Origin of the sequence: Pseudomonas sp. BP8 (genome assembly GCF_017875955.1) — a bacterium.
Lineage (GTDB): Bacteria > Pseudomonadota > Gammaproteobacteria > Pseudomonadales > Pseudomonadaceae > Aquipseudomonas.
In genome coordinates this window covers 2,162,499-2,187,431 of the sequence record NZ_JAGINK010000001.1, presented here as the reverse complement: position 1 = coordinate 2,187,431, position 24,933 = coordinate 2,162,499, and the positions used below count along the sequence as shown (strand labels likewise).

At 58.5% G+C, this 24,933-nt stretch carries 21 protein-coding genes, 5 tRNA genes and 3 pseudogenes; 12 read left to right on the top strand and 17 right to left on the bottom strand.

Annotated elements, in window-relative coordinates; translation table 11 throughout:
- Position 1 precedes the first annotated feature (1 nt).
- The 3 genes and pseudogenes from lpdA to J3B00_RS26530 form a co-directional block, all read left to right on the top strand.
- On the top strand, positions 2–1,381 hold the full coding sequence (gene lpdA, locus J3B00_RS09655; protein ID WP_209867084.1) for a dihydrolipoyl dehydrogenase: 1,380 nt from the start codon (positions 2–4) through the stop codon (positions 1,379–1,381).
- 363 nt (positions 1,382–1,744) lie between these two features.
- Positions 1,745–3,118, top strand: coding sequence for an LLM class flavin-dependent oxidoreductase (locus J3B00_RS09650; protein WP_209867081.1), 1,374 nt, complete (start codon positions 1,745–1,747; stop codon positions 3,116–3,118).
- Positions 3,119–3,194: 76 nt separating this feature from the next.
- A pseudogene (locus J3B00_RS26530) lies at positions 3,195–3,573 on the top strand (tail assembly protein); the annotation flags it as partial.
- 163 nt (positions 3,574–3,736) lie between these two features.
- On the opposite strand, the gene J3B00_RS09645 reads toward J3B00_RS26530, so the two are convergent.
- Positions 3,737–4,405, bottom strand: coding sequence for a hypothetical protein (locus tag J3B00_RS09645; protein ID WP_209867079.1), 669 nt, complete (start codon positions 4,403–4,405; stop codon positions 3,737–3,739).
- Positions 4,406–4,938: 533 nt separating this feature from the next.
- Between J3B00_RS09645 and J3B00_RS09640 the strand changes: the two genes are divergently transcribed.
- The 8 genes and pseudogenes from J3B00_RS09640 to J3B00_RS09605 all read left to right on the top strand — a co-directional run bounded on the left by J3B00_RS09640 (position 4,939) and on the right by J3B00_RS09605 (position 10,199).
- Entirely contained in the window at positions 4,939–5,652 is a 714-nt protein-coding gene (locus J3B00_RS09640) for an endonuclease NucS domain-containing protein (RefSeq protein ID WP_209867077.1), read from the top strand.
- Between the two features lie 288 nt (positions 5,653–5,940).
- The gene (locus J3B00_RS09635; protein ID WP_245362519.1) at positions 5,941–6,228 is read left to right on the top strand and encodes a hypothetical protein; all 288 of its coding nucleotides are present in this window, start codon (positions 5,941–5,943) and stop codon (positions 6,226–6,228) included.
- Positions 6,229–6,358: 130 nt separating this feature from the next.
- On the top strand, positions 6,359–6,859 hold the full coding sequence (locus J3B00_RS09630) for a phage major capsid protein (RefSeq protein WP_245362518.1): 501 nt from the start codon (positions 6,359–6,361) through the stop codon (positions 6,857–6,859).
- A gap of 129 nt (positions 6,860–6,988) precedes the next feature.
- A complete protein-coding gene (locus J3B00_RS09625; RefSeq protein WP_209867075.1) occupies positions 6,989–7,186 on the top strand; it encodes a hypothetical protein in 198 nt (65 codons plus the stop codon).
- A 310-nt stretch (positions 7,187–7,496) separates the two neighbouring features.
- Entirely contained in the window at positions 7,497–7,799 is a 303-nt protein-coding gene (locus J3B00_RS09620) for a hypothetical protein (RefSeq protein ID WP_348635935.1), read from the top strand.
- Positions 7,799–8,443, top strand: a pseudogene (locus tag J3B00_RS09615) (tail assembly protein). Before J3B00_RS09620 ends, J3B00_RS09615 begins: the two are co-directional and overlap by 1 nt.
- Before the next feature lie 299 nt (positions 8,444–8,742).
- Complete coding sequence (locus J3B00_RS09610) at positions 8,743–9,453, top strand: hypothetical protein (RefSeq protein WP_209867071.1); 711 nt, start codon at positions 8,743–8,745, stop codon at positions 9,451–9,453.
- 89 nt (positions 9,454–9,542) lie between these two features.
- Complete coding sequence (locus J3B00_RS09605; protein ID WP_209867069.1) at positions 9,543–10,199, top strand: hypothetical protein; 657 nt, start codon at positions 9,543–9,545, stop codon at positions 10,197–10,199.
- A gap of 47 nt (positions 10,200–10,246) precedes the next feature.
- On the opposite strand, the pseudogene J3B00_RS09600 reads toward J3B00_RS09605, so the two are convergent.
- The 4 genes and pseudogenes from J3B00_RS09600 to phnN form a co-directional block, all read right to left on the bottom strand.
- Positions 10,247–10,462 (bottom strand): annotated as a pseudogene (locus J3B00_RS09600) (hypothetical protein); the annotation flags it as partial.
- A gap of 184 nt (positions 10,463–10,646) precedes the next feature.
- Entirely contained in the window at positions 10,647–11,927 is a 1,281-nt protein-coding gene (locus J3B00_RS09595; protein WP_209867066.1) for a hypothetical protein, read from the bottom strand.
- Between the two features lie 101 nt (positions 11,928–12,028).
- Positions 12,029–12,105 (bottom strand) — tRNA-Arg (locus tag J3B00_RS09590).
- Positions 12,106–12,225: 120 nt separating this feature from the next.
- Positions 12,226–12,831: a phosphonate metabolism protein/1,5-bisphosphokinase (PRPP-forming) PhnN gene (phnN, locus tag J3B00_RS09585; protein WP_209874716.1), complete on the bottom strand. Its 606-nt coding sequence runs from the start codon at positions 12,829–12,831 to the stop codon at positions 12,226–12,228.
- Positions 12,832–13,177: 346 nt separating this feature from the next.
- On the opposite strand from phnN, the gene J3B00_RS09580 reads away from it, so the two are divergent.
- Entirely contained in the window at positions 13,178–13,504 is a 327-nt protein-coding gene (locus J3B00_RS09580; protein ID WP_003254499.1) for an Arc family DNA-binding protein, read from the top strand.
- Positions 13,505–13,646: 142 nt separating this feature from the next.
- Here J3B00_RS09580 and mgtE read toward each other — a convergent pair whose 3' ends face one another.
- From mgtE to astD, 12 genes are all read right to left on the bottom strand, one after another.
- On the bottom strand, positions 13,647–15,089 hold the full coding sequence (gene mgtE / locus J3B00_RS09575; RefSeq protein WP_209867064.1) for a magnesium transporter: 1,443 nt from the start codon (positions 15,087–15,089) through the stop codon (positions 13,647–13,649).
- Positions 15,090–15,487: 398 nt separating this feature from the next.
- A tRNA-Arg gene (locus tag J3B00_RS09570) sits at positions 15,488–15,564 on the bottom strand.
- Between the two features lie 73 nt (positions 15,565–15,637).
- Positions 15,638–15,714, bottom strand: a tRNA-Arg gene (locus J3B00_RS09565).
- Positions 15,715–15,786: 72 nt separating this feature from the next.
- Positions 15,787–15,863, bottom strand: a tRNA-Arg gene (locus J3B00_RS09560).
- Positions 15,864–15,973: 110 nt separating this feature from the next.
- A tRNA-Ser gene (locus tag J3B00_RS09555) sits at positions 15,974–16,064 on the bottom strand.
- A gap of 72 nt (positions 16,065–16,136) precedes the next feature.
- Positions 16,137–16,325, bottom strand: coding sequence for a carbon storage regulator CsrA (csrA, locus tag J3B00_RS09550; RefSeq protein WP_003254503.1), 189 nt, complete (start codon positions 16,323–16,325; stop codon positions 16,137–16,139).
- A gap of 170 nt (positions 16,326–16,495) precedes the next feature.
- On the bottom strand, positions 16,496–17,731 hold the full coding sequence (locus J3B00_RS09545) for an aspartate kinase (RefSeq protein ID WP_209867062.1): 1,236 nt from the start codon (positions 17,729–17,731) through the stop codon (positions 16,496–16,498).
- A gap of 84 nt (positions 17,732–17,815) precedes the next feature.
- Positions 17,816–20,440, bottom strand: a complete 2,625-nt coding sequence (alaS, locus tag J3B00_RS09540) for an alanine--tRNA ligase (RefSeq protein WP_209867060.1) — start codon at positions 20,438–20,440, stop codon at positions 17,816–17,818.
- A 334-nt stretch (positions 20,441–20,774) separates the two neighbouring features.
- Positions 20,775–21,782 carry a succinylglutamate desuccinylase gene (gene astE / locus J3B00_RS09535; RefSeq protein ID WP_209867058.1) on the bottom strand — a complete coding sequence of 336 codons (1,008 nt, stop codon included), beginning with the start codon at positions 21,780–21,782 and terminating at the stop codon, positions 20,775–20,777.
- 10 nt (positions 21,783–21,792) lie between these two features.
- Positions 21,793–22,083, bottom strand: coding sequence for a topoisomerase II (locus J3B00_RS09530; RefSeq protein WP_209867056.1), 291 nt, complete (start codon positions 22,081–22,083; stop codon positions 21,793–21,795).
- A 13-nt stretch (positions 22,084–22,096) separates the two neighbouring features.
- Positions 22,097–23,446, bottom strand: coding sequence for an N-succinylarginine dihydrolase (gene astB / locus J3B00_RS09525; protein WP_209867054.1), 1,350 nt, complete (start codon positions 23,444–23,446; stop codon positions 22,097–22,099).
- Between the two features lie 23 nt (positions 23,447–23,469).
- The gene (gene astD / locus J3B00_RS09520; protein WP_209867052.1) at positions 23,470–24,933 is read right to left on the bottom strand and encodes a succinylglutamate-semialdehyde dehydrogenase; all 1,464 of its coding nucleotides are present in this window, start codon (positions 24,931–24,933) and stop codon (positions 23,470–23,472) included.

The window sequence follows — 24,933 nt, the reverse complement described above, 5'->3', positions numbered from 1 at the left end:
CATGCCACAGACTATCAACACCACCCTGCTGATCATCGGTGGCGGGCCTGGCGGTTATATCGCCGCGATCCGCGCCGGGCAACTGGGCATCCCCACGGTATTGGTCGAAGGCCAGGCGCTGGGCGGTACCTGCCTGAACATTGGCTGCATCCCGTCCAAGGCGCTGATCCATGTCGCCGAGCAGTTTCACCAGACCGCACGCCACGCCGGGCAGTCGCCGCTGGGCATCAGCGTCTCCGTTCCGCGCCTGGACATCACGCAAAGCGTGGCCTGGAAAGACGGCATCGTCGACCGCCTGACCAGCGGCGTTGCCGCCTTGCTGAAAAAGCACGGTGTGACGGTGATCCACGGCTGGGCGAAGATCATCGACGGCAAAACCGTTGACGTCGATGGCCAGCGTATCCAGTGCGACCACCTGCTGCTGGCGACCGGTTCGAGCAGTGTCGAGCTGCCCATGCTGCCGCTGGGTGGGCCGATCATCTCCTCCACTGAAGCGCTCGCACCGACGTCACTGCCCAAGCACCTGGTGGTAGTCGGCGGCGGTTATATCGGCCTCGAGTTGGGCATTGCCTACCGCAAGCTGGGCGTGCAGGTCAGCGTGGTGGAAGCGCGGGAGCGCATCCTGCCAACCTATGACGCCGAGCTGACCGCGCCGGTGGTCGAGTCACTGAAAAAGCTCGGGGTCGCCCTGCACCTGGGGCACAGCGTCGAAGGCTACGACGACGGCTGCCTGCTGGCGCGGACTGCGCAAGGTGAACAATTGCGCATAGAGGCCGATCAGGTGCTGGTTGCCGTGGGCCGCCGCCCACGCACCCAAGGTTTCAACCTCGAGAGCCTGGCGCTGAACATGAACGGCTCGGCGGTGGCCGTGGACGAGCGCTGTCAGACCAGCATGCGCAACGTCTGGGCGATTGGCGACCTGGCGGGCGAACCGATGCTGGCCCACCGGGCCATGGCCCAGGGCGAGATGGTCGCCGAGCTGATTGCCGGCCACGCACGACGCTTCGAGCCAGCGGCGATTGCCGCGGTGTGCTTCACCGACCCGGAACTGGTGGTAGTTGGCAAGACGCCGGAACAGGCCAGTGAATCGGGACTGGACTGCATCGTTGCGCAATTCCCGTTTGCCGCCAACGGACGGGCCATGACCCTGGAATCGAAAAGCGGTTTCGTGCGGGTGGTTGCCCGGCGTGACAACCACCTGATTCTGGGTTGGCAAGCAGTCGGGGTGGGCGTATCGGAGCTGTCGACCGCGTTTGCCCAGTCGCTGGAGATGGGCGCCTGCCTGGAAGACATTGCCGGCACCATTCACGCGCACCCGACCCTGGGCGAAGCAGTGCAGGAAGCTGCACTGCGGGCGCTGGGCCAGGCGCTGCATATCTGACCAGTGATCCAGGGGCGCGCTGCGCGCCCCTGTCGCGACCAAAGGCCGCTCTGACAGAACTAACGCCAAGTTAATGATCAAGCAAACCCTGTAGGAGCGGGCTTGTCCCGCGAAACCGGCGAAGCCGGTGCCATCCCCCCTGTGGCCGGCTGGCGTCGTCAAGGGAGAGCGACCCTGCCCTTACAAAGCAGGCTAACCCACATTCCAGCTGACCCCCATTGCGCGATAGAGCATCTGGATGCTTACTTATTCCTATAAATTATTATTTAACAAATGCTTATTACGCTTTAATCACTCCCCCTTCTGGCACTGCCGACCGCCCCGGCAGTCTGCCAACCGCTCAATGATCCTGCAGGGAAGATGATGGCCGATCCAAAACCTTTGCTTTTTGCGCTGTACGAACAAGCCAGCGTTGGCTGCGGCGGCGCGCCCAGCCTCTGGACCCACCCTGCGGATGACCGACTCAGCATCAACTCGTTGAGCTACTGGTCGAACCTGGCGCGAATAGCCGACCAGGCCAACCTCGACATGCTGTTTTTTGGCGACGTGCTGGGCTTCTACGACGTGTTTGGCGGCAATGCCGACGCGGCGATGAAATGGGCCGTGGAAGCGCCCGCCAACGATCCGTTGATGATCATTCCGGCCTTGGCCGCCGTTACAGAAAACCTCGCGTTCGGGGTCACCGTCACTACCAGCTATGAGCATCCGTTCACCCACGCCCGGCGTTTCAGCACCCTCGACCACCTCACCAACGGCCGGGTCGGCTGGAACATCGTCACGTCTTACCTCTCCAGTGCTGCGCGCAATTTTGGCCTGGAGCAGATGATCAAGCATGACGATCGCTACGAGCGCGCCGAAGAGTTTCTCGATGTGGTCTACAAGCTCTGGGAGGGCAGTTGGGCCGCTGACGCCGTTGTCGCCGACAAGGCTCGCCAGCTGTATGCCCGAGGCGACCGGGTGAGGCCGATCAATCATGCCGGCGAACACTACCGGGTAGCCGGCCCGCACCTCTCCTCGCCCTCACCTCAGCGCACGCCCCTGCTGATCCAGGCCGGCTGGTCGGGGCGTGGCCGAGAATTTGCCGCCAAGCACGCTGAGCTGATCTTCATCGCCAAGTCCAACCCACACGAGATCCGCGAGGGCCTTGAGCAGATCTGGGCGATGGCGCAAACACGCGGTCGCCAGTCGACCGATGTGAAGTCCTTGACCGTACTGCGCATCGTCACCGGCAAAACCGAAATCGAGGCCCAGCGCAAATACGATGAGCTGCAAAGCAACTATCACTTGCAGGCGCAATTGGTCAGTTATGCGGGTGACACCGGTATCGATATCAGCCGCTACGCCGACGGTGACGCCCTGTCGACGCACACCGAAGGCATGACCTCGTACGTGATGCGCCCCGACGGTAGCGGCAAACCGCTGACGGCCGGCGACGTCAAGCAGCGCTTCGCCAAGGTGACCCGCGGCAGCGATCTGATCCTGGTTGGCACCCCGCAGCAGGTGGCTGAGCGGATCGAGGAGCACGCACGTATTTCAGGTACCAGTGGCTACATGATCAACCCGTTGATCAGCCCCGGCAGCCTTGAAGATTTCGTCGAACTGATCATTCCCGAGCTGCAGAAGCGCGGTTTGTATCGCACGCAACCACAACGTGGGACCTTCCGCTCGCGGTTGCGCGAAGACGGTAGCAGTCATCTGCCGGATTCGGCGTACGGGGCATCGTTCCGCTTTGACTGAGCTGGACTGTGGGGCGCATGGCGCGCGATACAGGAGAAATGCAGGATGGAATTTGTTTCACGGTCTTCAAGAACGGAAGAACATCAGCGAGGGCGAACTTGAGTTTGGCGGGGCCCGAGAGCTTTGGTTTTTCCCAGTAATTCATGGCAGCAAGCGTGGCGGGCTACTGCAGACCGTTCTCGGCGCTGCGCTGATCGTTGCGGCTTCATTTGCTACGGGCGGGCTGCCGGCCTTATGGGCGCTGGCATTGCTAACGTGGCGGGTGGAGTAATGCAGATGCTCAGCCCACAGGCCAGGGGGCTAAGCCATAGCGGCTCACCCGAGAACCTAGCCAGCTACGCCGGGTCAGCGAAGAACACCACAGCGAGCGGCCTACCGTGTCGATCTGCATTGGCAAACGCCGCTGGGGCAGGGCGATCATCTCGGCATCAATCGTGACTCAGGACAAGGCGTAAGCAACTGCTGATAAGAGAGGGGCGCCGGCCCAAGTGGCGCATTACTCCAGCATTCCGAAGACGTCCTTTCCTAGGTGACTCCTCACTTTTGCGGAGTTACCCTGCCGAGTGATAACTAGTTTCGGCTTAGTCCCTCATGCGAGCGCCCACTTCGAAGGCTGTTTCAGACATCTTCTTGCGAGCGCTTCCGTCGACGTCGCTCTCGGGCAGCCAGCCGCTTCTCATGAAGTCGGTCGATAGCGCTGTAGACATCAACCTGGATGTGCTTTCGTGAAATGTCGGCCAGATTCTTCTCCATCTTCTTCAGGTGCTGGGCGACATCAACCGCTGGATCATTTCCAAGCCAGCTAACCCCCTCATGATCAGACATCCTCAGAATGTACGAATTTTCCTCTCGGGTTTTGTCAGAGCTACTTTTGATCCAGGATATCTTGACCTCGAATGTCTTCCCCTTGAGGGCCTGATATTCGGATAAGTAACTGCAGAGCCCTGCCCCAGGCTTGAGCACACTGATTCTTTCGAACGGGATCTTGGCGTCGTCGTTCATGGCCTCACCGTTCTGCAGTGGAGGGGTTATCGCGACCCTGATGTCATACGCGGTCGCATTCCCGGTGTTGTCCACGTGCAGGTTGAAATGCCTTGCTGACCACCGATTCGGGGCCAAGGTCACGACCACGTGAGGCTGAGCTGACGCCTCGGCCATTCTGGTAGTTTCCCTTGCAAGGACCAAGGTCACTCGCCACAGAAAGAAGGTCGCGATCGCCGTAGCGATTGTTCCGAGCAGCCCGCCGACCCCAAGTATCAGGCTCTGCCAAGGCTCTAGATCTGACATGATCAATCCGTCCGTAAATTGTCGAATGCGTCCGGCTCCGAGTGTAACCCGCAGCAAAGGCAATCGCTCCACTGGAGTACAAAGGGCCTGAATCGTGACGATGCCGGAAGTGATCGCAACCAGCGCTGAGAGACCTGCATCAACCATTTGGCTACGCTGGCTCGCAAGGCGGGATTCCCAATTTGATGTCCGATTCTCGGCCCACTAGCCTTGGCAGCCGACTGGAGTGGCCGATAAACGTGATCGGTGCTCATATTTAAGCAAAGGGAAGCCCACAGGCGAGCCCCCTTCAATTCTGCTACACGGCAGAGCTGGCCGACTGGGCATGGTGAATATCACCACTCCTAGTGCAAAGGTGTTCCCAAGACAGAGATGCCAGCCGCAAAGGGCGACTACGGAGCAAGTGCCACCTCTGGTGTTAGAGGTGGGGCACCTCAGATATGAGGCCATCCACCACAACGCCGCGCTGGCAGTGCCATACCTCCAGCAGCTACCCTGCCCGACCTACACCATTCAGCCATGGACGAAATCAGATGCAGCCACCAAAAAGATACTCAGTCGTGATGGTGGGCCTGGATGGTGGGCACACCCTTTATCCCATGAAGGAATGGTGCCGCCAGAATGCTGGTGAAGCTCCGCCTATAGACCCCAACACGAACTCTCAGCAACTACGTCGCGCCTTCGCGCGCATGGGCTGGGTCGTTGAGGAAACAGAAACACAGGTGCTCGTCCTTCACCCCGGCACACCGAAAACCGCTATCCAAGCCATCGAGAACGAAGATCTGGCCCAAGAGGGTGAAGACACCCCAGATTCAGATCGAGAGACAGTTTTTGAGCTGGAATGGCAGCTTAGGGACTTCATTTCCCACAATATCGAGTCACTGAAGGTCGAAGGCAAACCGTTGCGCCTTTACGTTGACCCCCAGGGTAGGGATGGCGTTGAGTACCCGACCAGCGTAGGCCCAATAGATATCCTCGCGTTGGATGCTGACGACTCGTTCGTGATATTCGAACTGAAACGCGGTCGGGTGGCAGATCGCGCTATTGGCCAGATCAGCCGCTACATGGGCTGGATCAAGAAGAACCTTGCCAAAGAGAAGGCGGTGAAAGGTGTCATCGTGGCTAAAAGCATCAGCGCCAACCTACGCCACGCTATTGTAGCGGTCCCAAACGTCTCGCTTTTTGAGTACGAAGTAGAATTCAGCCTGAAGCAAATATTTGAAGCTGATGGACCATCGTCGGACTAAGCGTAAGAAAGAACCCAGCTATCCCCCGCCCTGCCAAATACGGCCCTATTGCGGGTGTCCTCAGATTTGAGGGCACCCGCTTTCGCCTGGCCGGACTGGGCGGCGATGTGCCATGTTCGAGCCATATTCGTTCGAAAGTGAGGAACCCATGGAAGATAGGCCCCCGAGAACATCGTAGAGTTCAAGAAAAAAGCAGCTGATAAGACCAGTTACAAGACTCGACTGGAGGCCGTTGAAGAGCTTGGCCAACACCGCTGCCAGCAGTCTAAAGACATACTATGGAGGCTGATGATCAACGACCTTGTTCACGGTGTCCAACACAGGGCTTTTCTGAAGCTGCAGGCTTTCGGGGAAGAGGTAAGACTGCCCCGGAAGAAGAAGGGGCACCTGATCAAGGATATCAATAAGAAGCTTGCTGTAGTCGATCGCGCCATGTCGGCCAGCTACACCCGGGATGACTTCAACGCGAAATTCAAAGAGCTGTACCCGGAAGCGTTCGACGTTTACTCCTTCGAGAAGAAGGGTAGTTTCGACAAGTGGATTCAGAACGTATTGAACTCACTCCCCAAAAGCTGAGAAAGCCACTCAGCACAGTGTGGGAAGGCTTTCGCCCGCCTGGCGGAACGACATGCCAAAGCATCTTATGCAGCGACATTTAAGCCCCTAGACAATGACCCTGGCCGCGCCACGACACCCGACCCAGAAGTTGGAAGCCGAACTCATCAACGGCGACGGTGGACCAGGTGAAATCCTCGGGTTCAAGGAGCAGGCAATCGCTGCTGGCATCACCACCGGCAAGCCAGCTGACCGCATCGGCGCAGCCCTCACTGACCTCAAGGCCGAAGGTTGGAACCCGAACGTCATCGTGATGAACCCGCGTGACTGGTTCGCCATCGAGAGCGAGCGCGCCGAGGATGGCGACGGCCAGTATGTGATCGGTACACCGCGTGATCCTGCGCCACCCAGCTTGTGGGGCACTCCAGTCGTCGTCACCAACGGTATGCCGCAGAGTGAAGCATTGATCCTTGATACCAGCGTGGAAGCGCTGCTGGACCGCCAGGAGGTGACCGTTGAGGCCAGCCGCCATGACGGTGACAACTTCCGCCGCAACATGGTGACCATCTTGGCAGAGCTGCGCGCTGGCCTGGCTGTGTTCGCTCCCACAGCTACTCGACTCGTCACGCTGGCCGGCACGCCGACACCGTAACAACGAGCGTGGGTTAGCTGTGAGTGCCACGACCTCCTAACCGCAGCAGTCGGAGCCCTTCTTTCCTTTGTGGGGTGATCCGGCACTGGCCCGCACTAGCGGGCCTTTTCATTCATACCGGAGAAGACCATGAGCCATACCAATCTACCCAAGCCAGTTCAACGAGCCCTCAACCAGATCGCCCACAGCCGCGCCCTGTTGCGCCAGATGGAAGAGCGTGAGCGGTTGAGCAAAGAGATCGATCGCCTGTTGGCCAGCGGCCTGAGCGCAGCCGAAGCGCTGGAGCAGATCCGGTCGGCGCCGCCGTACATCGCGCCGACCTACTGAGGGGGGCGGGTCGAAAGTCTGGAAGGTTCGCTGACCTAGACCGCCTAGGACCCCACGTACACATTTTTTTCCCGGTTAAAAAAAGTTAAAACGAGGTTAACGCCATGCCGAACGTGCATGGGGCTGGAATCCACGGAAACAGCGGCATAGACGCCGATAGCACCCTCTGGCGGGTGTTAACCGAGTTAACACCTTTAACCTCGAAAAGTTAACGCTTTAACTCCCGCGAGTTAACACCTGGAGGCTACCTCTGATGACCTTTCAATCAGCTCCATCCACCTTTCAAGAGCGTTTCTCCCGAGCCTGTGACGTGGCCACCTTCTCTCTGGACAAAGGCGGTCCCTGTTACCTGTTGTGGGAAGTCGACCATGTCCAGGCCGGCCAGAGGGTGAAGCTCGATGGCGTGTTCTTCACAGAGGAGGAGGCACGAGTCTCGGCCGACTTACTGCGTGGCACCATGCGTGGCGCTCGCGCTTCCATGTGGAGCTATGCGCCCAACTGGAACCCTGACCCTGCCCGAGAGGCCTCCATCCGCCTGGAGGCGTTGCAGTGCCGCAAGATGCTTGCTCGGCGCCTGGGTGTGCACCTGGCTATGCCACAGGAGGCCGTGTGATGACCGCCGCCGTGATCGATTATGCATCCAAGACCAAAATCCGCCTGGGCGGCTTCTTGGGCAAGAAGTACGGCAAGCACCACCACTTCGTGCTGGATCGTGGCGACGCTCGAGAGGCCACCAAGGCTCTGGATGCAAACAACCCAGGCTTCGCTCGTGACCTGGCGGACTCTGAAACGAAGGGGCTGCGCTTCGCCATCTTCAAGAACGGGAAGAACATCAGCGAAGGCGAACTTGACCTGGGCGGGTCCAAGGAGCTCTGGTTTGTACCCGTTGTGCACGGCAGCAAACGCGGCGGGATGCTGTAAACCGTGGTTGGGATTGCGCTGGTGGTAGCGGCCTCCTACTTCACTGGAGGTTTGGCCGCCGGCGGTGCCGGGCTATTGGGTGCCGGAGCTGGTTCGCTCGCCACAGCCACTGCAGCATTCGGCTTCTCGATGATCGCACAGGGAGTCATTGGAGCCCTTAGCCCGCAGGCGAAGGGGCTGTCTCAAAGTGCAGCACCAGAAAATAGGCCTTCCTATGCTTTCGGCAGCGCCCGAAACACCACCGCCAGCGGTAACCCTGTCCCGATCTGCATCGGCGAACGCCGCTGGGGAGGAGCGATCATTTCCTTCGGGATCTATCCGCAGGATAAGGTTTAAGGCGAGCCGGGCCCCTACATACCCCGAATTCCGGGTATGTAGGGGTGTCCTTAGTTTTGAGGACACCCCGAAGGCCTTTGCCCACCGCTGATGCAATCAGGCATCCGGCCTCTGAGCGCTTTAGTTAGTGGCCTATTCCTCGTTCAATGGATTTGCATTCCTTTGCCTAACTCTGCACTCAGTGCAATGGCCGATCTGCTGCCAAAGCCCGCAGCGGGCCTGGGCCGGTCATTCCGTTGCACTACCCACGGCCTTTGCACTTTTTTGCGACGGAAAGCGCGTCGGCGGGAGGGGGACAAGTGTTTTTTTTACCGAGATTTTTTCACCGCGCCTTTTCCTACCCCGCTCTGCTCATCGGGCGCTTTGCTTTCTGCCGTGGCATGCTTAACCTCTTCCCTTTCCACAACAATCTGGATGGGTGGACTATTCAGTACACTCCCGAATATTTGGATACCTATAAAGTGTCGCATGCAATATCTATTGGTTCCATTGAAGAGCACATTTTTCTTTTGAATCAGCTCGCAACTTCTAGCTTGACCTACGTCGGAGAGTTGCGGAATAGCTTTGCATTTCATAAGGAGGAGGAGTGGCAGGTCTCAGAATTTGACTATGAGTTCATGCGATATCAAGGTCAGCTAGAGTCAGTGGTCAGTGACTATTTAATTCAAAGCGCTACACGCACAAGCATATTCCAGGACTCTTGGAAAGTAGGGGGTATTGGATATGATTCCAATGAAGATGCGTATCAAAGATTTGAAAACGTGGCTAGGTGTACGGAAGGCGAGGTTGGACTGTCGGTACGGGAAGTATGTAATAAGATAATTCACGCAATCAAGTTTGAGCTGGAGTGCGTGTGTGCTGAGCAGCAGAGGCTAAAATACTGGAGCGGAAAATGCCACTTGCACGGTGTACAGAGAGGCAAGTGTTGGCATGTCGAGTTGAATGTTAAGCAGTGGGGCTTTGTGTTGCAGTATTACTATGATACCGTTGACATCGCTACCTCTGAGTGATGTCAGTTATTTTGGTTGTGGCTTTTTATCTGGCAGCGATTTAAATTATTTGAATCAGTTGTTGTGCTCCGAATTTTGAGTAGAGATATATGGATATAGAAACTTTAAACCAGTGCTTGCAGTACGTACAACTCACGCGCCCGAAGAGTGATTTCGATAAGTTTATTCCTCTTATAGGTGCGTTGTGTGGTGCGATTGTGGGCGGATCAATCACCTATTTCATTGCAAGGCAAAAAGATCAGCGCTCGGAAGAAAATAAGTTAACTTGTTGCATAGAGGATGTGGGAAAAATTCAAGACTCCACTGATTCATTCATAAAAGAGTTAATGGGGCCCATGCAGGCTACGGCGTTGAAACAGGATTTGGTTAGACACAGGCTTCCTTACAACATTAGCCCCTTGTGCCTGGGTCGCTACTTTACTGATATCGCTCATGTATTCAATAGAGAGCAACGCTCATGGATCCAAGAAGTAATGAGCGACTTGGAATCGGTCAACGAGAAAATTCCAAAAATCATTAGCCGTAAGGATGTGCATAACTCGTATGATTACTCGGTACTGCTATTGAATGCGAGTGCTGCTGCTATCAATGTATCTAAAGCTTGCAGAAAAATAATATCTGGCAAGGAGCTTGTTGTGGGTGATGCTGAGCTTTTTAACGAGATAGGCTGTACGAATGATCAGGTTTCATACAGAGGCATGCTGATTAAGAATATTGATAATAATAACAATTTTCTCGGCTTGTGATTTTATCTCGCCATTCAATAGTTAAACCACCTTACCGGTGGTTTAACTTACGAGGTGATTGGCTTCAGTTTCGCGCTCATGCTCTGGGCTCCCGCCGCAGCACTAGTGAATGCACCCGCGTTGTTCGGGACTGGGCTCGGCCCGTGGACGTGGCTGGCCAGCTGGGTGTTCATCTGCCCCACCAGGTCGAGCAAATCGCACAGCACCTGCAGGACGTTCACCCCCTCAGACCCCAACCAAGTCTTGGGCGCCTGCAGGCTCTGATGCAGGTCGCTTCCGGTCGTCGCGTGATGGGGACGAAACGGGGACAAAAAGGGGAAAATTTCTGGCCTGAAACACAAATGGCTTACGCTGATTGGACGTACGCCATTGATTTTATTGGTGGGCCCACACCGACTTGAACCGTGGACCAAAGGATTATGAGTTCTTAGACCTGCAAAATTAATTTCAATCGGACGACTTAGATGCTCCAGCGCCCGATTTAGACTTTTCACGAGCTAGCAAGCCCGATACAAATCCTGTCAGTTGCCCACTAAAGTTTGGGACAGTTTTAATGGCATCTTTAATAAGATCTGACGAAAGAATTTCCTGCCAAGGACTACCATGGCTTTCTGGCGCAACGAATCGAAGTGGTTGCTCATCTAACCGCGCCAATGCGGACCTAAGCAACTCCACTTGCAAAGCGGGATCAATGGTTGATGCCTCTTTCCTGTAGCCTTCATAAGCCTTAGAAACGGAAGCCTTAAATCCGTAATCCTCAGAAAGTCGAAAGCATTGCCCTATCTGTTTGGTCGACAACCACGCAAACCATATTGGCGCCCCAACTGACAAAACGGACAGTAGAAGATTGATGATAATAGCAGTATCACTTGCACTAGGTGTTTTTATTAAGTCCGCAAGTCTAGAGAGCTGGCTGGATCCGAAATAGCTCCCAGCGGCAAGCGATACAAGCAAACCGACAACCCAAAGCTTCATGGACACGCCCAAATCAACAGATCGTTCAGCAAAGGCGGCGGCGAGCCCTTGGCTTGTAGCCGCCGAGTAAGCTGCATCCGCTTTCTTAACAACATCAGCAGTATCAACTGCAACCTTCGCTAGGTCTTTTTGCGTAGTTTCGACCTGCTTCAGGCTAGCGCGAACTTGTGCGCAATCCGCTTCAGCATCTTTTAAAAGCAGGACTAGACGATCTCTGCCATCTCGTACAACTTCAAGGTCTTCAGGTAACTGAATTGCAGCTTCACTCGCCGCCTCGATTCGCTGTATGAGAATTTCAAGATCATCTGACCTACGAGTGATATCCTTGGTCTTAGCCTCAGCCGACTGAAGAAGTCTACCAGCCACGCGAGCCTGCTTTTGTAAATCCTGAACGTTGTCATTTCTTAACACTCTATTCAAGGCGCGCTTTAGAGCATCAAGAGTGAACATAACAGCTGGTATCGCCAGCTGTGGGTTAGACCAAAGTTGTGTGACAGTGTTGACACGTAAAAACTGAATTCGATCAAAAAAAGACTGTAGTGCGTTATCCTGCTCGAAGCGGGCTTCATCGACGTCCTTGGTCAACATCGACTTAATTTCATTCACAACGCTTACGATGTCAGCACTGGTCATACTTGGGAAGGACCAGTTGCCATGAGCGATACTGAAAACAGAGTCAGCCGGAATCGAGGAGTCTATAGCTGCAGAGAGCTGCTCCAATTCATTGATCAGACGGAGTTGTGCAGCATTCATCTAAACCTCCTTGTTTGAGATGCTAGAGGATTCTTGCACCCTCAATGCACCCAAGGCGAGAGATGCACAAACCGAAAGTTCAGCCTAAGCCTTGATTTATATGGCGTCCCAGGGCCGGTTCGAACGGCCAACCTTCCCCTTAGGAGGGGGATGCTCTATCCAATTGAGCTACTGGGACACAAGTACCCTCGGCGAGCGCCGAATGGGCTGGACGGCGAGCATGTTAACCAGCAGGGCGCCGTTTGTCATGCCTGATACAGGCTTTTTGCACGTAATCCTTTTCTCCACCTTTGCAGCATCACTCACTCTGCTCTAGCGGGCCTATCAAGCCTTGTTCGCGCAGCAGCGCAAAGAATGCGCTAGCGGCCGCCTGCAAGGTGCTGGAGTTGTCCAGCAGATGCACCTGCGCATCGGCCTGGGCTTGCAGCCGAGCGCCGCGCTGGAGGCGCTGCTCGACCTCATCAGCTGTTTCTCGGCCCCTGGCCAACAGGTGCTGGCGCAGCACCTGCGGCGCCACTTCAAGCTGAATAGCCAGCAGGTCGGGGTAACGCTGGCGCGCTTCAGCGAGATAGCCGCGCGAACCATTGACCAACACATGACGGCCGGCCTGCAACCAGTCATCAATCTGCACAGGAATCCCATAGGCAAGGCCGTTTGCCCGCCAATACATGGCAAACTCGCCCGCTTCGCGCATCGCCTCGAACCGCTCGGGAGTCACGCCCTGCGCCAATTCACCCTTGGCTTCGGGCGATCGGGTAATGACCCGCCGGGCGATTTCAATCCCCTGAGAAGCCAATTTCGCCCGCACGGCATCGATCAAGGAATCTTTTCCCGATCCTGATGGTCCAACGAGAAATATCAGCCGAGCGGCCGTCCCAGGCCCGCCGCTTGCTTCATGTTGCATAGCCACTATGCTCTCTGTTAGGGACCTTGCGGATTCTAGGTGTTTTCCCTGCCCTTTTCCGCCCGTTACCAGATTTTGACGGCAGAGGTCTGACAATCAGGTGCTTCGAGCAAAGCAAAACTTTTCAAACCAGTACTCATTTCTGATAATTGGTACTGGCAAAAAGCCTTCAGCCGGATCACTATTTGTCACAGAATTGACGCCAAGGAAACGGCGAATTTGAGGCAAGATGAGCGCCCAAAATTACATGACGGTTGAACATTTTGTAGTCGCCACGGTCATATTTTCCACCGTGCGGGCAATTTGAGAACCGCTTCCCCCTGAACCAGAAAACCGGTCAATTTATATGCGCCCAATGAAACAGGCTATCTATTCAAGCCGCACCGCTGACAAGTTTGTCGTCCGCCTGCCAGACGGGATGCGTGAGCGCATTGCCGAGGTAGCGCGCAACCATCACCGCAGCATGAACTCCGAAATCATCGCACGCCTGGAGCAGAGCCTCATCCAGGAAGGCGCATTGGGCGACGAGCTGAGCATGCGCCTTGATAGCCCAGAGCTGAGCCTGCACGAGCGTGAACTGCTGCAGCGCTTCCGTCAGCTCTCCCACCGCCAGCAGAACGCGCTGGTTGCACTGATCGCCCACGATGTGGAAATGGCCGCCGACGCGTCCTGATGTGATGTGCGAATACAAAAAAGCCAGCTGATGCTGGCTTTTTTCGTTTTTGGCGTTGAGGTGTTTGTTGCCTGTGCGGGCCTCTTCGCGGGGCAAGCCCGCTCCTACAGGCTGGGCTGCCCCGCATAGGGCGTAACAAGCCTCAGAGCAGGAATACCGTCGCCAACCCGAGGAAGATGAAGAAACCACCACTGTCGGTCACGGCCGTGATCATCACACTCGCCCCCATCGCCGGATCGCGACCCAGTCGTACCAGCGTCATCGGGATCAACACGCCCATCAGCGCAGCCAACAACAGGTTCAAGGTCATCGCAGCGGTCATGACCAAACCGAGCGACCAGCTGCCATACAGCCAGAAAGCCACCGCACCAATCACACCGCCCCAGACCAGGCCGTTAATCAGCGAAACCGCCAGCTCCTTGCGCATCAGCCGCGAGGTATTGCCCGGGCTGACCTGATCGAGCGCCATGGCGCGAACAATCATGGTGATGGTCTGGTTACCCGAGTTACCACCAATACCTGCCACGATCGGCATCAACGCAGCCAACGCCACCAGCTTCTCGATCGAACCTTCGAACAGGCCGATCACCCGCGAGGCGAGAAACGCGGTGACCAGGTTGATTGCCAGCCATGCCCAACGGTTGCGCAGCGAACGCCAGACCGAGGCGAAGATGTCTTCTTCTTCGCGCAGACCGGCCATGTTGAGGACTTCGCTTTCGCTCTCCTCACGAATCAGGTCAACCATCTCGTCAATGGTCAGACGGCCGATCAGGCGGTCGCTCTTGTCCACTACCGGCGCAGAAACCAAGTCGTAACGCTCGAACGCCTGGGCGGCGTCATAGGCATCTTCGTCGGGATGGAAGGTCACGGGATCGGTCGCCATGACATCGGCAACCTGCTTCTCCGGATCATTCACCAGCAGACGCTTGATTGGCAGCACACCCTTGAGGATGCCGTCGGAATCGACCACGAACAGTTTGTCGGTATGGCCTGGCAGCTCCTTCAAGCGGCGCAGGTAACGCAACACCACCTCAAGGCTGACGTCTTCGCGGATGGTGACCATCTCGAAGTCCATCAGTGCACCGACCTGCTCCTCGTCATAGCTCAGGGCGGAGCGGACACGCTCACGCTGCTGGCCATCGAGGGTCTCCATCAGCTCATGGACAACATCACGCGGCAACTCGGGTGCGAGGTCGGCCAGCTCGTCGGCATCCATTTCCTTGGCCGCAGCAAGCAGCTCGTGATCATCCATGTCGGCGATCAGCGTCTGGCGTACCGCATCGGACACTTCAAGGAGGATGTCGCCGTCACGCTCGGAGCGAACCAGCTGCCATACGGTCAGACGGTCATCCAATGGCAGGGCTTCGAGGATGTAGGCGATGTCTGCAGGGTGCAGATCGTCGAGCTTGCGCTGCAGCTCGACCAGGTTCTGGCGGTGGACCAGGTTTTCCACGAGGTCATGATGATGACCTTCCTGACGGTGGGTCAGGTCTTCAACAACGCGCTGGCGCTGCAACAGGTCGATCACCTGGGACAGGCGATCTTGCAGGCTCTCTTGCGCTTTTTTTACTTCTACTTCAGTCATAGGCGAACTCCACTCCCAGCAGCGGAGCACGCCGGGGGAATCAATCGGTCAGATCTAACTTGGCAAATCGTGTTAGGGAGTAACTACTGGGTAAGTCCATGGTGGTATTCCACAAGCCCCGGCGGGGCTGACGGGCGCAATCATACACTGCAACAGTCGTCGGATCGCTTAAATTTTTGGCCAGAACAATCGTTTGCGCGATAAAGCTATGACAACGCTAGAGGCTATCAGTGCGACGGCGGGTATCGATGAAAAAGCACACCTGCGTGCTCTGCTATGGCGTGAAGTGCGCAGCAGGCTTGATCGGCTTGAGCTGGAGTCTAGCGGAGAGTACTGACAAATCAGTGAAACTGCGGACAACAAAAAGCCCGCCATAAAGGCGGGCTTCTTGATGAAGATGGTGGACTCAGCAGGATTCGAACCTGCGACCGCTCGGTTCGTAGCCGAGTACTCTATCCAGCTGAGCTATGAGTCCACATTGGTAGTTTTAGACCAGGTTACCACTGGTTGAAACAAGGTGCCTGTGCAAGCACAAACACCGTGCTATATGGTGGACTCAGCAGGATTCGAACCTGCGACCGCTCGGTTCGTAGCCGAGTACTCTATCCAGCTGAGCTATGAGTCCAAGTTGGTAGTTTTAGACCAGATTACCACTGGTTGAACAATCAGACCCTGCAAGCACGATCTTCATGTTGTATGGTGGACTCAGCAGGATTCGAACCTGCGACCGCTCGGTTCGTAGCCGAGTACTCTATCCAGCTGAGCTATGAGTCCGTATTTCTTGCCGCGCATTATAGTTCGCTTTACCGATTTAGCAAGAACTTTTTTCGTTTAATTTCAACGACTTACCGTTCTTACTCAGTTGAAGCGCCCTACATCAATAATGGCGGTGAGGGGGGGATTCGAACCCCCGATACCCTTATGAGGTATACTCCCTTAGCAGGGGAGCGCCTTCGGCCACTCGGCCACCTCACCGCAACACGAGGCGTATATTAAACAGGACCCTCCTCGTTTGCAAACCTTTTTTTCAAAAAAACTTCAAAAAAATTAAAGGCTTGGCTCTTCGTCCTTCTCTTTCTTGATCCGCAGGTAGATTTCCTCGCGGTGAACAGCCACTTCTTTGGGCGCGCTGACGCCAATGCGTACCTGGTTGCCTTTGACACCCAGGACCGTAACAGTGATCTCACCGTCTCCAATGATCAGGCTCTCGGCGCACCGACGAGTCAGAATCAACATAGCTTTCTCCTTACGCAGTTCAATCAGGGATAACAGTCTGTGGTAGCAGGACCTTGGTCGTGGACGCTAATAGGGCCTGCAAGGATGACGGGAGGAAAATGGACAGGTTTCCCTCTCCGACATCCAGAAACGCGAAGGGCGCGGCAAGCCGCGCCCCTCAAGCAGTCGCCTTACTCGCCTTGACGAGCAGGGGCGTCCAGCTCGAAAGCGGTGTGCAGGGCACGTACCGCCAGCTCGAGGTACTTCTCTTCGATTACCACCGAGACCTTGATCTCGGAGGTGGAGATCATCTGGATGTTGATGCTCTCCTTGGCCAGGGCTTCGAACATACGGCTGGCGACACCCGCGTGGGAGCGCATGCCGACCCCGACGATGGAAACCTTGGCAATCTTGGTGTCGCCGATCACTTCACGGGCACCGATCTCGCGAGCGGTGTTTTCCAGCACCTTGAGCGCCGCATCGTACTCGTTGCGGTGCACGGTAAAGGTGAAATCGGTGGTGTTATCGTGCGCGACGTTCTGCACGATCATGTCCACTTCGATGTTCGAAGCGCTGATCGGGCCGAGGATCTTGAAGGCAACGCCCGGGGTGTCCGGCACGCCACGAATGGTCAGCTTGGCCTCATCACGGTTGAAGGCGATACCGGAAATGATCGGCTGTTCCATGGATTCCTCTTCATCAATGGTAATGAGGGTACCTGGACCCTCCTTGAAACTGTGCAGCACGCGCAGCGGTACGTTGTACTTGCCGGCGAACTCGACGGAACGGATCTGCAACACCTTGGAGCCGAGGCTGGCCATTTCCAGCATCTCTTCGAAGGTGATCTTCTCCAGACGACGCGCCTGAGGCACCACCCGCGGGTCGGTGGTGTAAACGCCATCGACATCGGTGTAGATCTGGCACTCGTCGGCCTTGAGCGCCGCTGCCAGCGCCACACCGGTGGTGTCCGAGCCACCACGCCCGAGGGTGGTAATGCTGCCGTGCTCATCCACGCCCTGGAAACCGGCAACCACCACCACGCGCCCTGCCTTGAGGTCGGCGCGGATCTTCTGGTCGTCGATCTGCAGGATGCGCGCCTTGTTGTGCGAGCTGTCGGTAAGGATGCGCACCTGATTGCCGGTGTAGGACACCGCCGGTACGCCACGCTTGATCAAGGCCATGGCCAGCAGGGCGATAGTCACCTGCTCGCCGGTCGAGACGATCACGTCCAGTTCACGCGGAACCGGCTTGTCGCTGATCTGCTTGGCCAGGTCGAGCAGGCGGTTGGTTTCACCGCTCATGGCCGACAGCACGACCACCAGGTCATCACCGGACTCACGGAATTTCTTGACCTTGTCGGCAACCTGCTCGATCCGCTCGATGGAACCGACAGAGGTGCCGCCAAATTTCTGTACGATCAACGCCATTTCAAAGCTGCCTCTGCCCACGATGGGCACCCAATAATCAATCCAACATGAATGGCCCGCGACCAAGGCCGCGGGCCATTCATCTCAAAGCCCCTGTTCGGCGAACGGCACGGCCAGGGCCAGGGCACTGTCCAGCGCAGCGACGTCGACGCCACCACCCTGGGCCATGTCCGGACGACCACCGCCCTTGCCGCCCACCGCTGCAGCGGCCTGCTTCATCAGATCGCCGGCCTTGAGTTGGCCGGAGAGGTCTTTGGTCACGCCAGCCACCAGCACGACCTTGCCCTCATGCTCGCTGCCCAGCAGGATCACTGCGTGGCCGAGCTTGTTCTTCAGTTGATCGACCAGGGCCAACAGGGCCTTGCCGTCCTGACCATCCAGGCGAGCGGCGAGCACCTTGGCACCCTTGACCTCAACAGCCGCGTTGGAGAGATCGTCCCCGGCGGCGCTGGCGGCCTTGGCCTGCAGCTGTTCGAGCTGCTTCTCCAGCTGACGGTTGCGCTCAAGCACAGCCGACAGCTTGTCGATCAGGTTGTCGCGGTTGCCCTTGACCAGTTGCGCAGCTTCCTTGACCTGCTCTTCAGCAGCGTTCAGGTACGCCAGCGCGGCAGCGCCGGTGACCGCTTCGATACGGCGCACGCCAGAGGCCACGCCGCCTTCACTGATGATCTTGAACAGGCTGATATCGCCGGTGCGCTTGGCATGGATGCCACCGCACAGCTCGACCGAGAAATCGCCACCCATGCTCAGGACCCGCACGGTGTCGCCGTACTTCTCGCCGAACAGCGCCATGGCGCCCTTGCGCTTGGCGGTTTCGATATCGGTCAGTTCAGTGGTGACCTCGGTGTTACGGCGCACTTCGCGGTTGACGATCTCTTCAAGCTGCTTGATCTGCTCTGGCTTGACCGCCTCGAAGTGGCTGAAGTCAAAGCGCAGGCGCTGACTGTCGACCAGCGACCCCTTCTGCTGGACGTGCTCGCCCAGCACCTGGCGCAGCGCTTCGTGCAGCAGGTGCGTGGCGGAGTGGTTCAGCGCGGTCGCGTGCTGGACCTCGGCGTCGACTCGGGCTTCGATCTGCGCACCGACGCTCAGCGTGCCGCTGGCAACCACACCGTGATGGAGGAATGCACCGCCGGTCTTGGTGGTATCACGCACGTCGAAGCGCACGCCGGCAGCCTGCAGGTAACCGGTGTCGCCGATCTGGCCACCGGATTCGGCATAGAACGGGGTGCGGTCAACGATCACCACGCCCTGCTCGCCTTCGCTCAACTGCTCGACGGCCTGGCCATCCTTGTACAGGGCAACGACCTTGGCCTGGCCTTCGGTGGCGTCGTAGCCGAGGAACTCAGTGGCGACGTCGACCTTGACCAGGCTGTTGTAGTCCATGCCGAAGGCGCTGGCAGAACGTGCGCGCTCGCGCTGGGCGTCCATTTCGCGCTCGAAGCCTGCCTCGTCGATGGTCAGCTCGCGTTCGCGGGCGATGTCGGCGGTCAGGTCCATCGGGAAGCCGTAGGTGTCGTACAGTTTGAACACCACGTCACCGGGGACGACCTTGCCCTGCAACTGGGCCAAGTCCTGCTCGAGGATGCGCAGGCCCTGCTCGAGGGTCTTGGCAAACTGCTCTTCTTCGCTCTTGAGCACGCGCTCGATATGCGCTTGCTGGCTCTGCAGCTCAGGGAAGGCTTCGCCCATCTCGGCGACCAGTGCGGCCACGATCTGGTAGAAGAAGCTGCCCTTGGCGCCGAGCTTGTTGCCGTGACGGCAGGCGCGACGAATGATCCGGCGCAGCACGTAACCACGGCCTTCGTTGGACGGCAGCACGCCATCGGCGATGAGGAAGCCGCACGAACGGATATGGTCGGCAACCACCTTCAGCGACGGCTGGCCGTCGTTGCTGCAACCGATGGCCTTGGCTGCAGCCGAGAGCAGGTTCTGGAACAGGTCGATCTCGTAGTTCGAGTGCACGTGCTGCATTACCGCACTGATCCGCTCCAGGCCCATGCCGGTGTCCACCGACGGTGCTGGCAGCGGGTGCAGGACGCCATCGGCGGTGCGATTGAACTGCATGAAGACGTTGTTCCAGATCTCGATGTAGCGGTCGCCGTCTTCTTCCGGCGAGCCGGGTGGGCCGCCCCAGATGTCGGCGCCGTGATCGTAGAAGATCTCGGTGCACGGACCACATGGGCCGGTGTCGCCCATGGTCCAGAAGTTGTCCGATGCGTACGGCGCGCCTTTGTTGTCACCAATGCGCACCATGCGCTCGGCCGGCACGCCGATTTCCTTGGTCCAGATGTCGTAGGCTTCGTCGTCACTGGCGTAGACGGTCACCCAGAGTTTTTCCGCGGGCAGGTTCAGCCACTGCTCGGAGGTCAGGAAGGTCCAGGCGAAAGTGATCGCGTCGCGCTTGAAATAGTCGCCGAAGCTGAAGTTGCCCAGCATCTCGAAGAAGGTGTGGTGACGCGCGGTGTAGCCGACGTTTTCCAGGTCGTTGTGCTTGCCGCCGGCGCGGACGCACTTCTGGCTGCTGGTAGCGCGAGTGTAGGCGCGCTTTTCCTGGCCGAGGAAGCAGTCCTTGAACTGGTTCATGCCGGCATTGGTAAACAGCAGGGTCGGGTCATTGCCCGGAATCAGGGAGCTGGAGGCGACTCGGGTATGCCCCTGCTCCTCGAAGAAGCGAAGGAAGGCTTCACGGATTTCTGCGCTTTTCATAGGTTCTTCCACGGAAACGGCGGCCGTTAAGGCAAACACGTCGAAACGACGGCAAAGGGCCGCATTATATCGGTCCTGCAATCTCGGTGCAGTGTGTTTATGCGATGGAAACCGTCGATCAGACGGAATTTCAGGTCAACGCGAGCGAAACATGACCGGGATGCTATGTCGAGCCTTTGGCCAGTGGCAAGCCAATTACCGCTCAGGGGAAGGGAAAATGGAATAGAAGGTTAATTAAAAGGATTTCATGCCAGGTGGGATCCAAAAACAGGCGGGGGCTCAGGGCGGGCCTCTTCGCGGGGCAAGCCCGCTCCTACGGGCTTTGTGAACATCCTCAGGCCAGGCGCTGACCCGTATCCGGCACGATCAGGATCCCCGCCCGCAGCCCATTGCGTACCTTGGGATTGGGGAAGATGATCCGCGCGCCCTCCTCCTCCACCACCCAGCGCGTCTCGGCCAGGTCCTCGGCCAGCAGGTAACCTTTGCTCAGCTCGGAGAAGTTCTCGATGTCGGCCGGCAAATGCAGGTGGAAGTGGTCACTGTGCTTGATGATCTCACGGGCAACGCTGAACAACTGCAGGCCATCGAGGGTGTCATCGGCCGGCGGCTCGTTGCCTTCGATGATCTGCCGCAGTCGGGTTTGCAGCCGGTCTAGATTGACCTGCTCGTTCTGCCCGAATGGGCGCGCCTTGCCCAACTCCAGGGTGAACGCCTCGGCACCCAACTGCTCGTAGGTAAAGGCGCTGAAGGTGATCGAAGGCTTACTCTGCAGCAGCACCGCCTCCATGCCCGCCTCACGCAGGCGCACCAGCTCGCGGCGCGAATGCTGACGACCTTCCTTGTAGGGATAGAGGGCAAACTGCTCGATCTTCGAACCGCGGATCGCGGTATGCAGGTCGTAGTGCAGGCGATCACGTCCCGGCACACTGAAGAACACCCGGGCAAACTGCTCGAGCTCCGCAGCGCGCAGTGCCTCGAAGCCACTGGACAGCTCGTGCTTGCCATTGAACAGGCGGTTGATGTCCTGCTCGACATAGCGCTCGCCACGGCGAATCGCCGCTGGGCTACCGAACAGGAACAACACTCGCGCACGCGGCTTGATCTCGCCCCGCGCGACGCCGTGCAGCAACTCGTCGAGAAGCTCGATCGGCGCCGTCTCGTTGCCATGAATGCCCGCCGACAGCAGCAGATCGAGGCCGTTGTCCTGGCCCTCGGGCGGCCGCACTTCCAGCGCGCCCTCCCCCAGCCAGCGCAAACGCACACCACCGACTGTCACCTGGGTCTTCTCGGCCGGTTCGTGACTGGCCAGGGTCAGGTCAAGCAATTTGCCGAGGGCGAGCATAGGCGCTTCCTTAGTGGTTGTGACCGCAGTCAGGACCATGCACGTGGTCATCGTCGTCGCCGAGCTCAGCCGGCTCCATTTCCAGCTGCAGGCTGACCAGGTTGGTGGCCATCGGGCGCAGCAGCAGGTTGGCGAACTCGCTGTCGCCTTCAGCGACATCGACGCCGATCAGCAACTGACCACGGCCGTCCTGCTGAATCCAGACTTCTTTACCCTGCCAGAGCACCGCAAACCGGGTGCAGGAGGTTTCCAGCTGGGTGCCATCGTCATCTTCCAGGATCAGGCGCAGGGCATCGGACATTACAATTCTCTCTTCATGGTTGGCGTTGGAACGGGTAGACCGAACCCAACGTGAGGATCTGGGTGAGGTCATCCAGCGCCGTACGGCATTCGTCCAGCAGCTGCGGGTCGGCAAGGTCGCTCTCGCTCATGCGATCACGGTAGTGCCGGTCGACCCACTGCAGCAGCGTGTCGTACAGCGACGGCGACATGATAACGCCTGGATTGACCGCTGCCAGTTCAGTTTCCTTCAAGGCCACGCGCAACCGCAGGCAAGCCGGGCCACCGCCGTTCTGCATGCTCTGCTTGAGGTCGAACACCTTGACCTCCCTGACCGGTCCGCCTTGGCTGGTCAACTGGCCGAGGTAATTCCAGACCCGCTCGTTATTGCGGCACTCTTCCGGGACCACCAGCAGCATCGAGCCGTCATCGCGCGACAGCAACTGGCTGTTGAACAGGTAGGAACGCACTGCGTCCTCGACCGCCACCGCCGCACGCGGCACGCGGATCGCCTGGAAGTTGCCACCCTTGCTGGCCAGTTTAGCCTGCAGTTGGGCCAACACCGCATCGGTGTCGAGGAAGGCGTCTTCGTGGTAGAACAGCACCTCGCCATTACCCACCGAAATCACATCGTTGTGGAACACGCCCTGGTCGATCACCGCCGGGTTCTGTTGAGCGTAGACCACGCCATCATCACTGAGCCCGTGCAGGCGGGCGACTGCCTGGGAAGCCTCGAGGGTTTGCCGGGCCGGGTACTTCTGCGGCGCCGGGTAACGGCTGTCGAACGCACTGCGGCCATAGACAAAAAACTCCACGCCCGGCTCGCCGTAGGCGCGGCAGAAGCGCGTGTGGTTGGCGGCGCCCTCGTCGCCAAACTGGGCCACCGCAGGCAGCGCCTGGTGGTGAGCGAACACCTGCTCATCGGCGAACATCGCCGCCAGCACGCGACTGGTAGTCGGGTGCTCGATGCTACGGTGGTATTTGCAGTTGAGGTTGGCCGCGGTGAAGTGCACCCGGCCATCGGCGGTGTCGGCACTGGGGCTGACGGTGGCGGCATTGGCCACCCACATGCTCGACGCCGAGCAACTGGCGACCAGCAGTGGCATGGCTTCCTTGGCGGCGCGCCGGATCACCTCGGCGTCGTTGCCGGTGAAGCCCAGGCGGCGCAGGGCGGCGACATCCGGACGCTCCTGCGGGGCGAGCACGCCCTGCTTGAAGCCCAGGTCGCTCAATGCCTTCATCTTGGCCAGGCCTTGACGTGCCGCTTCACGCGGGTTGGAGCACTGTTGGCTGTTGCTCTGCGAGGCCACGTTGCCGTACGACAGGCCGCCGTAGTTGTGGGTCGGCCCCACCAGGCCATCAAAATTCACTTCGTAGGATTTCATCGGCTAGGCTCCGAGACCGTTTGTTATAAGGTGACGCCCGGCGTCAGCGACGCCGGCAGGACAAGGCTGGCGGTCTCCAGCGAAGCCACGGGGTAAGCACAATAGTCCGCCGCATAATAGGCACTGGCGCGGTGGTTACCGCTGGCGCCGATGCCACCGAACGGCGCGCTGCTGGCGGCGCCGGTGAGCTGTTTGTTCCAGTTGACGATGCCGGCGCGGCTGCGCAGCCAGAAGTACTGATAGCGCGCATGCGAGTCAGACAACAGCCCGGCGGCAAGGCCGTACTGGGTGGCGTTGGCCTCGTCGATGGCAGCGTCGAAGTCGTGGTAGCGGATCACCTGCAGCAGCGGGCCGAACAACTCTTCGTCCGCACGGTCAGCGACTCCGGTGACATCCAGGATGCCCGGGGTCAGCAGGGCGGCACCCGGCTGCGGTTGAGTCATTGCCAGCAGTGCCGAGGCACCGTTGCCCAGCAGTGCCTGTTGCGCGTCGAGCAGCGCCTGAGCGGCCTCCAACGAAATCACCGACCCCATGAACGGCGCGGGCTGCTGATCGAAGGCACCGACCGTGATGCTGCGACAGACCTCGACCAGTCGCGACAGCAAGCCGTCACCCCAGGCGCCTTGCGGCACCAACAGCCGACGGGCGCAAGTACACCGCTGGCCGGCAGAAATGAACGCCGACTGAATGATCGTGTACACCGCCGCATCGAGGTCCTTGACCTCGTCCACCACCAGCGGGTTGTTGCCCCCCATTTCCAGCGCCAGGATCTTGTCCGGGCGGCCGGCGAACTGCTGGTGCAGCAGGTTGCCCGTACGGCTGGAGCCGGTGAAGAACAAGCCGTCGATAGCTGGGTTGGCTGCCAACGCCACGCCCGTTTCACGCGCCCCCTGCACCAGGTTGAGTACGCCTGGCGGCAAGCCGGCCGCGATCCAGCACTTGACCGTCAGCTCGGCGACCTTGGGCGTCAGCTCGCTGGGCTTGAACACCACGCAATTACCCGCCAGCAGCGCCGGCACGATGTGCCCGTTAGGCAGGTGACCGGGGAAATTGTACGGGCCGAACACCGCCACCACGCCATGCGGCTTGTGCCGCAGCACCGCGGTCGCGTCAGCCAGCGGACCACTCTTCTCGCCCGTCCGTTCGCGGTAGCTTTGCAGCGAAATCGCCACTTTGTTGACCATGCTGGTGACTTCAGTAGCCGACTCCCAGAGCGGCTTGCCGGTTTCTTCGCCAATGCAGCGCGCCAGTTCGTCGGCATTGGCCTTGAGCTGCTCGGCGAACGCTTCGAGCACGCTGATGCGCGCATCCAGGCTCAGTTGCGCCCAACCGGGGAATGCCTGGCGCGCGGCCTGCACCGCTGCTTCGACCTGACCGGCGGCAGCCCCTTGGCCTTGCCAGAGCACGGCCTGGCTGACCGGGTTCAACGACTGCAGGGGTTCACCCTGCCCCGCGTGCCATTGTCCAGCAATGTAGTGCGTGGTCAT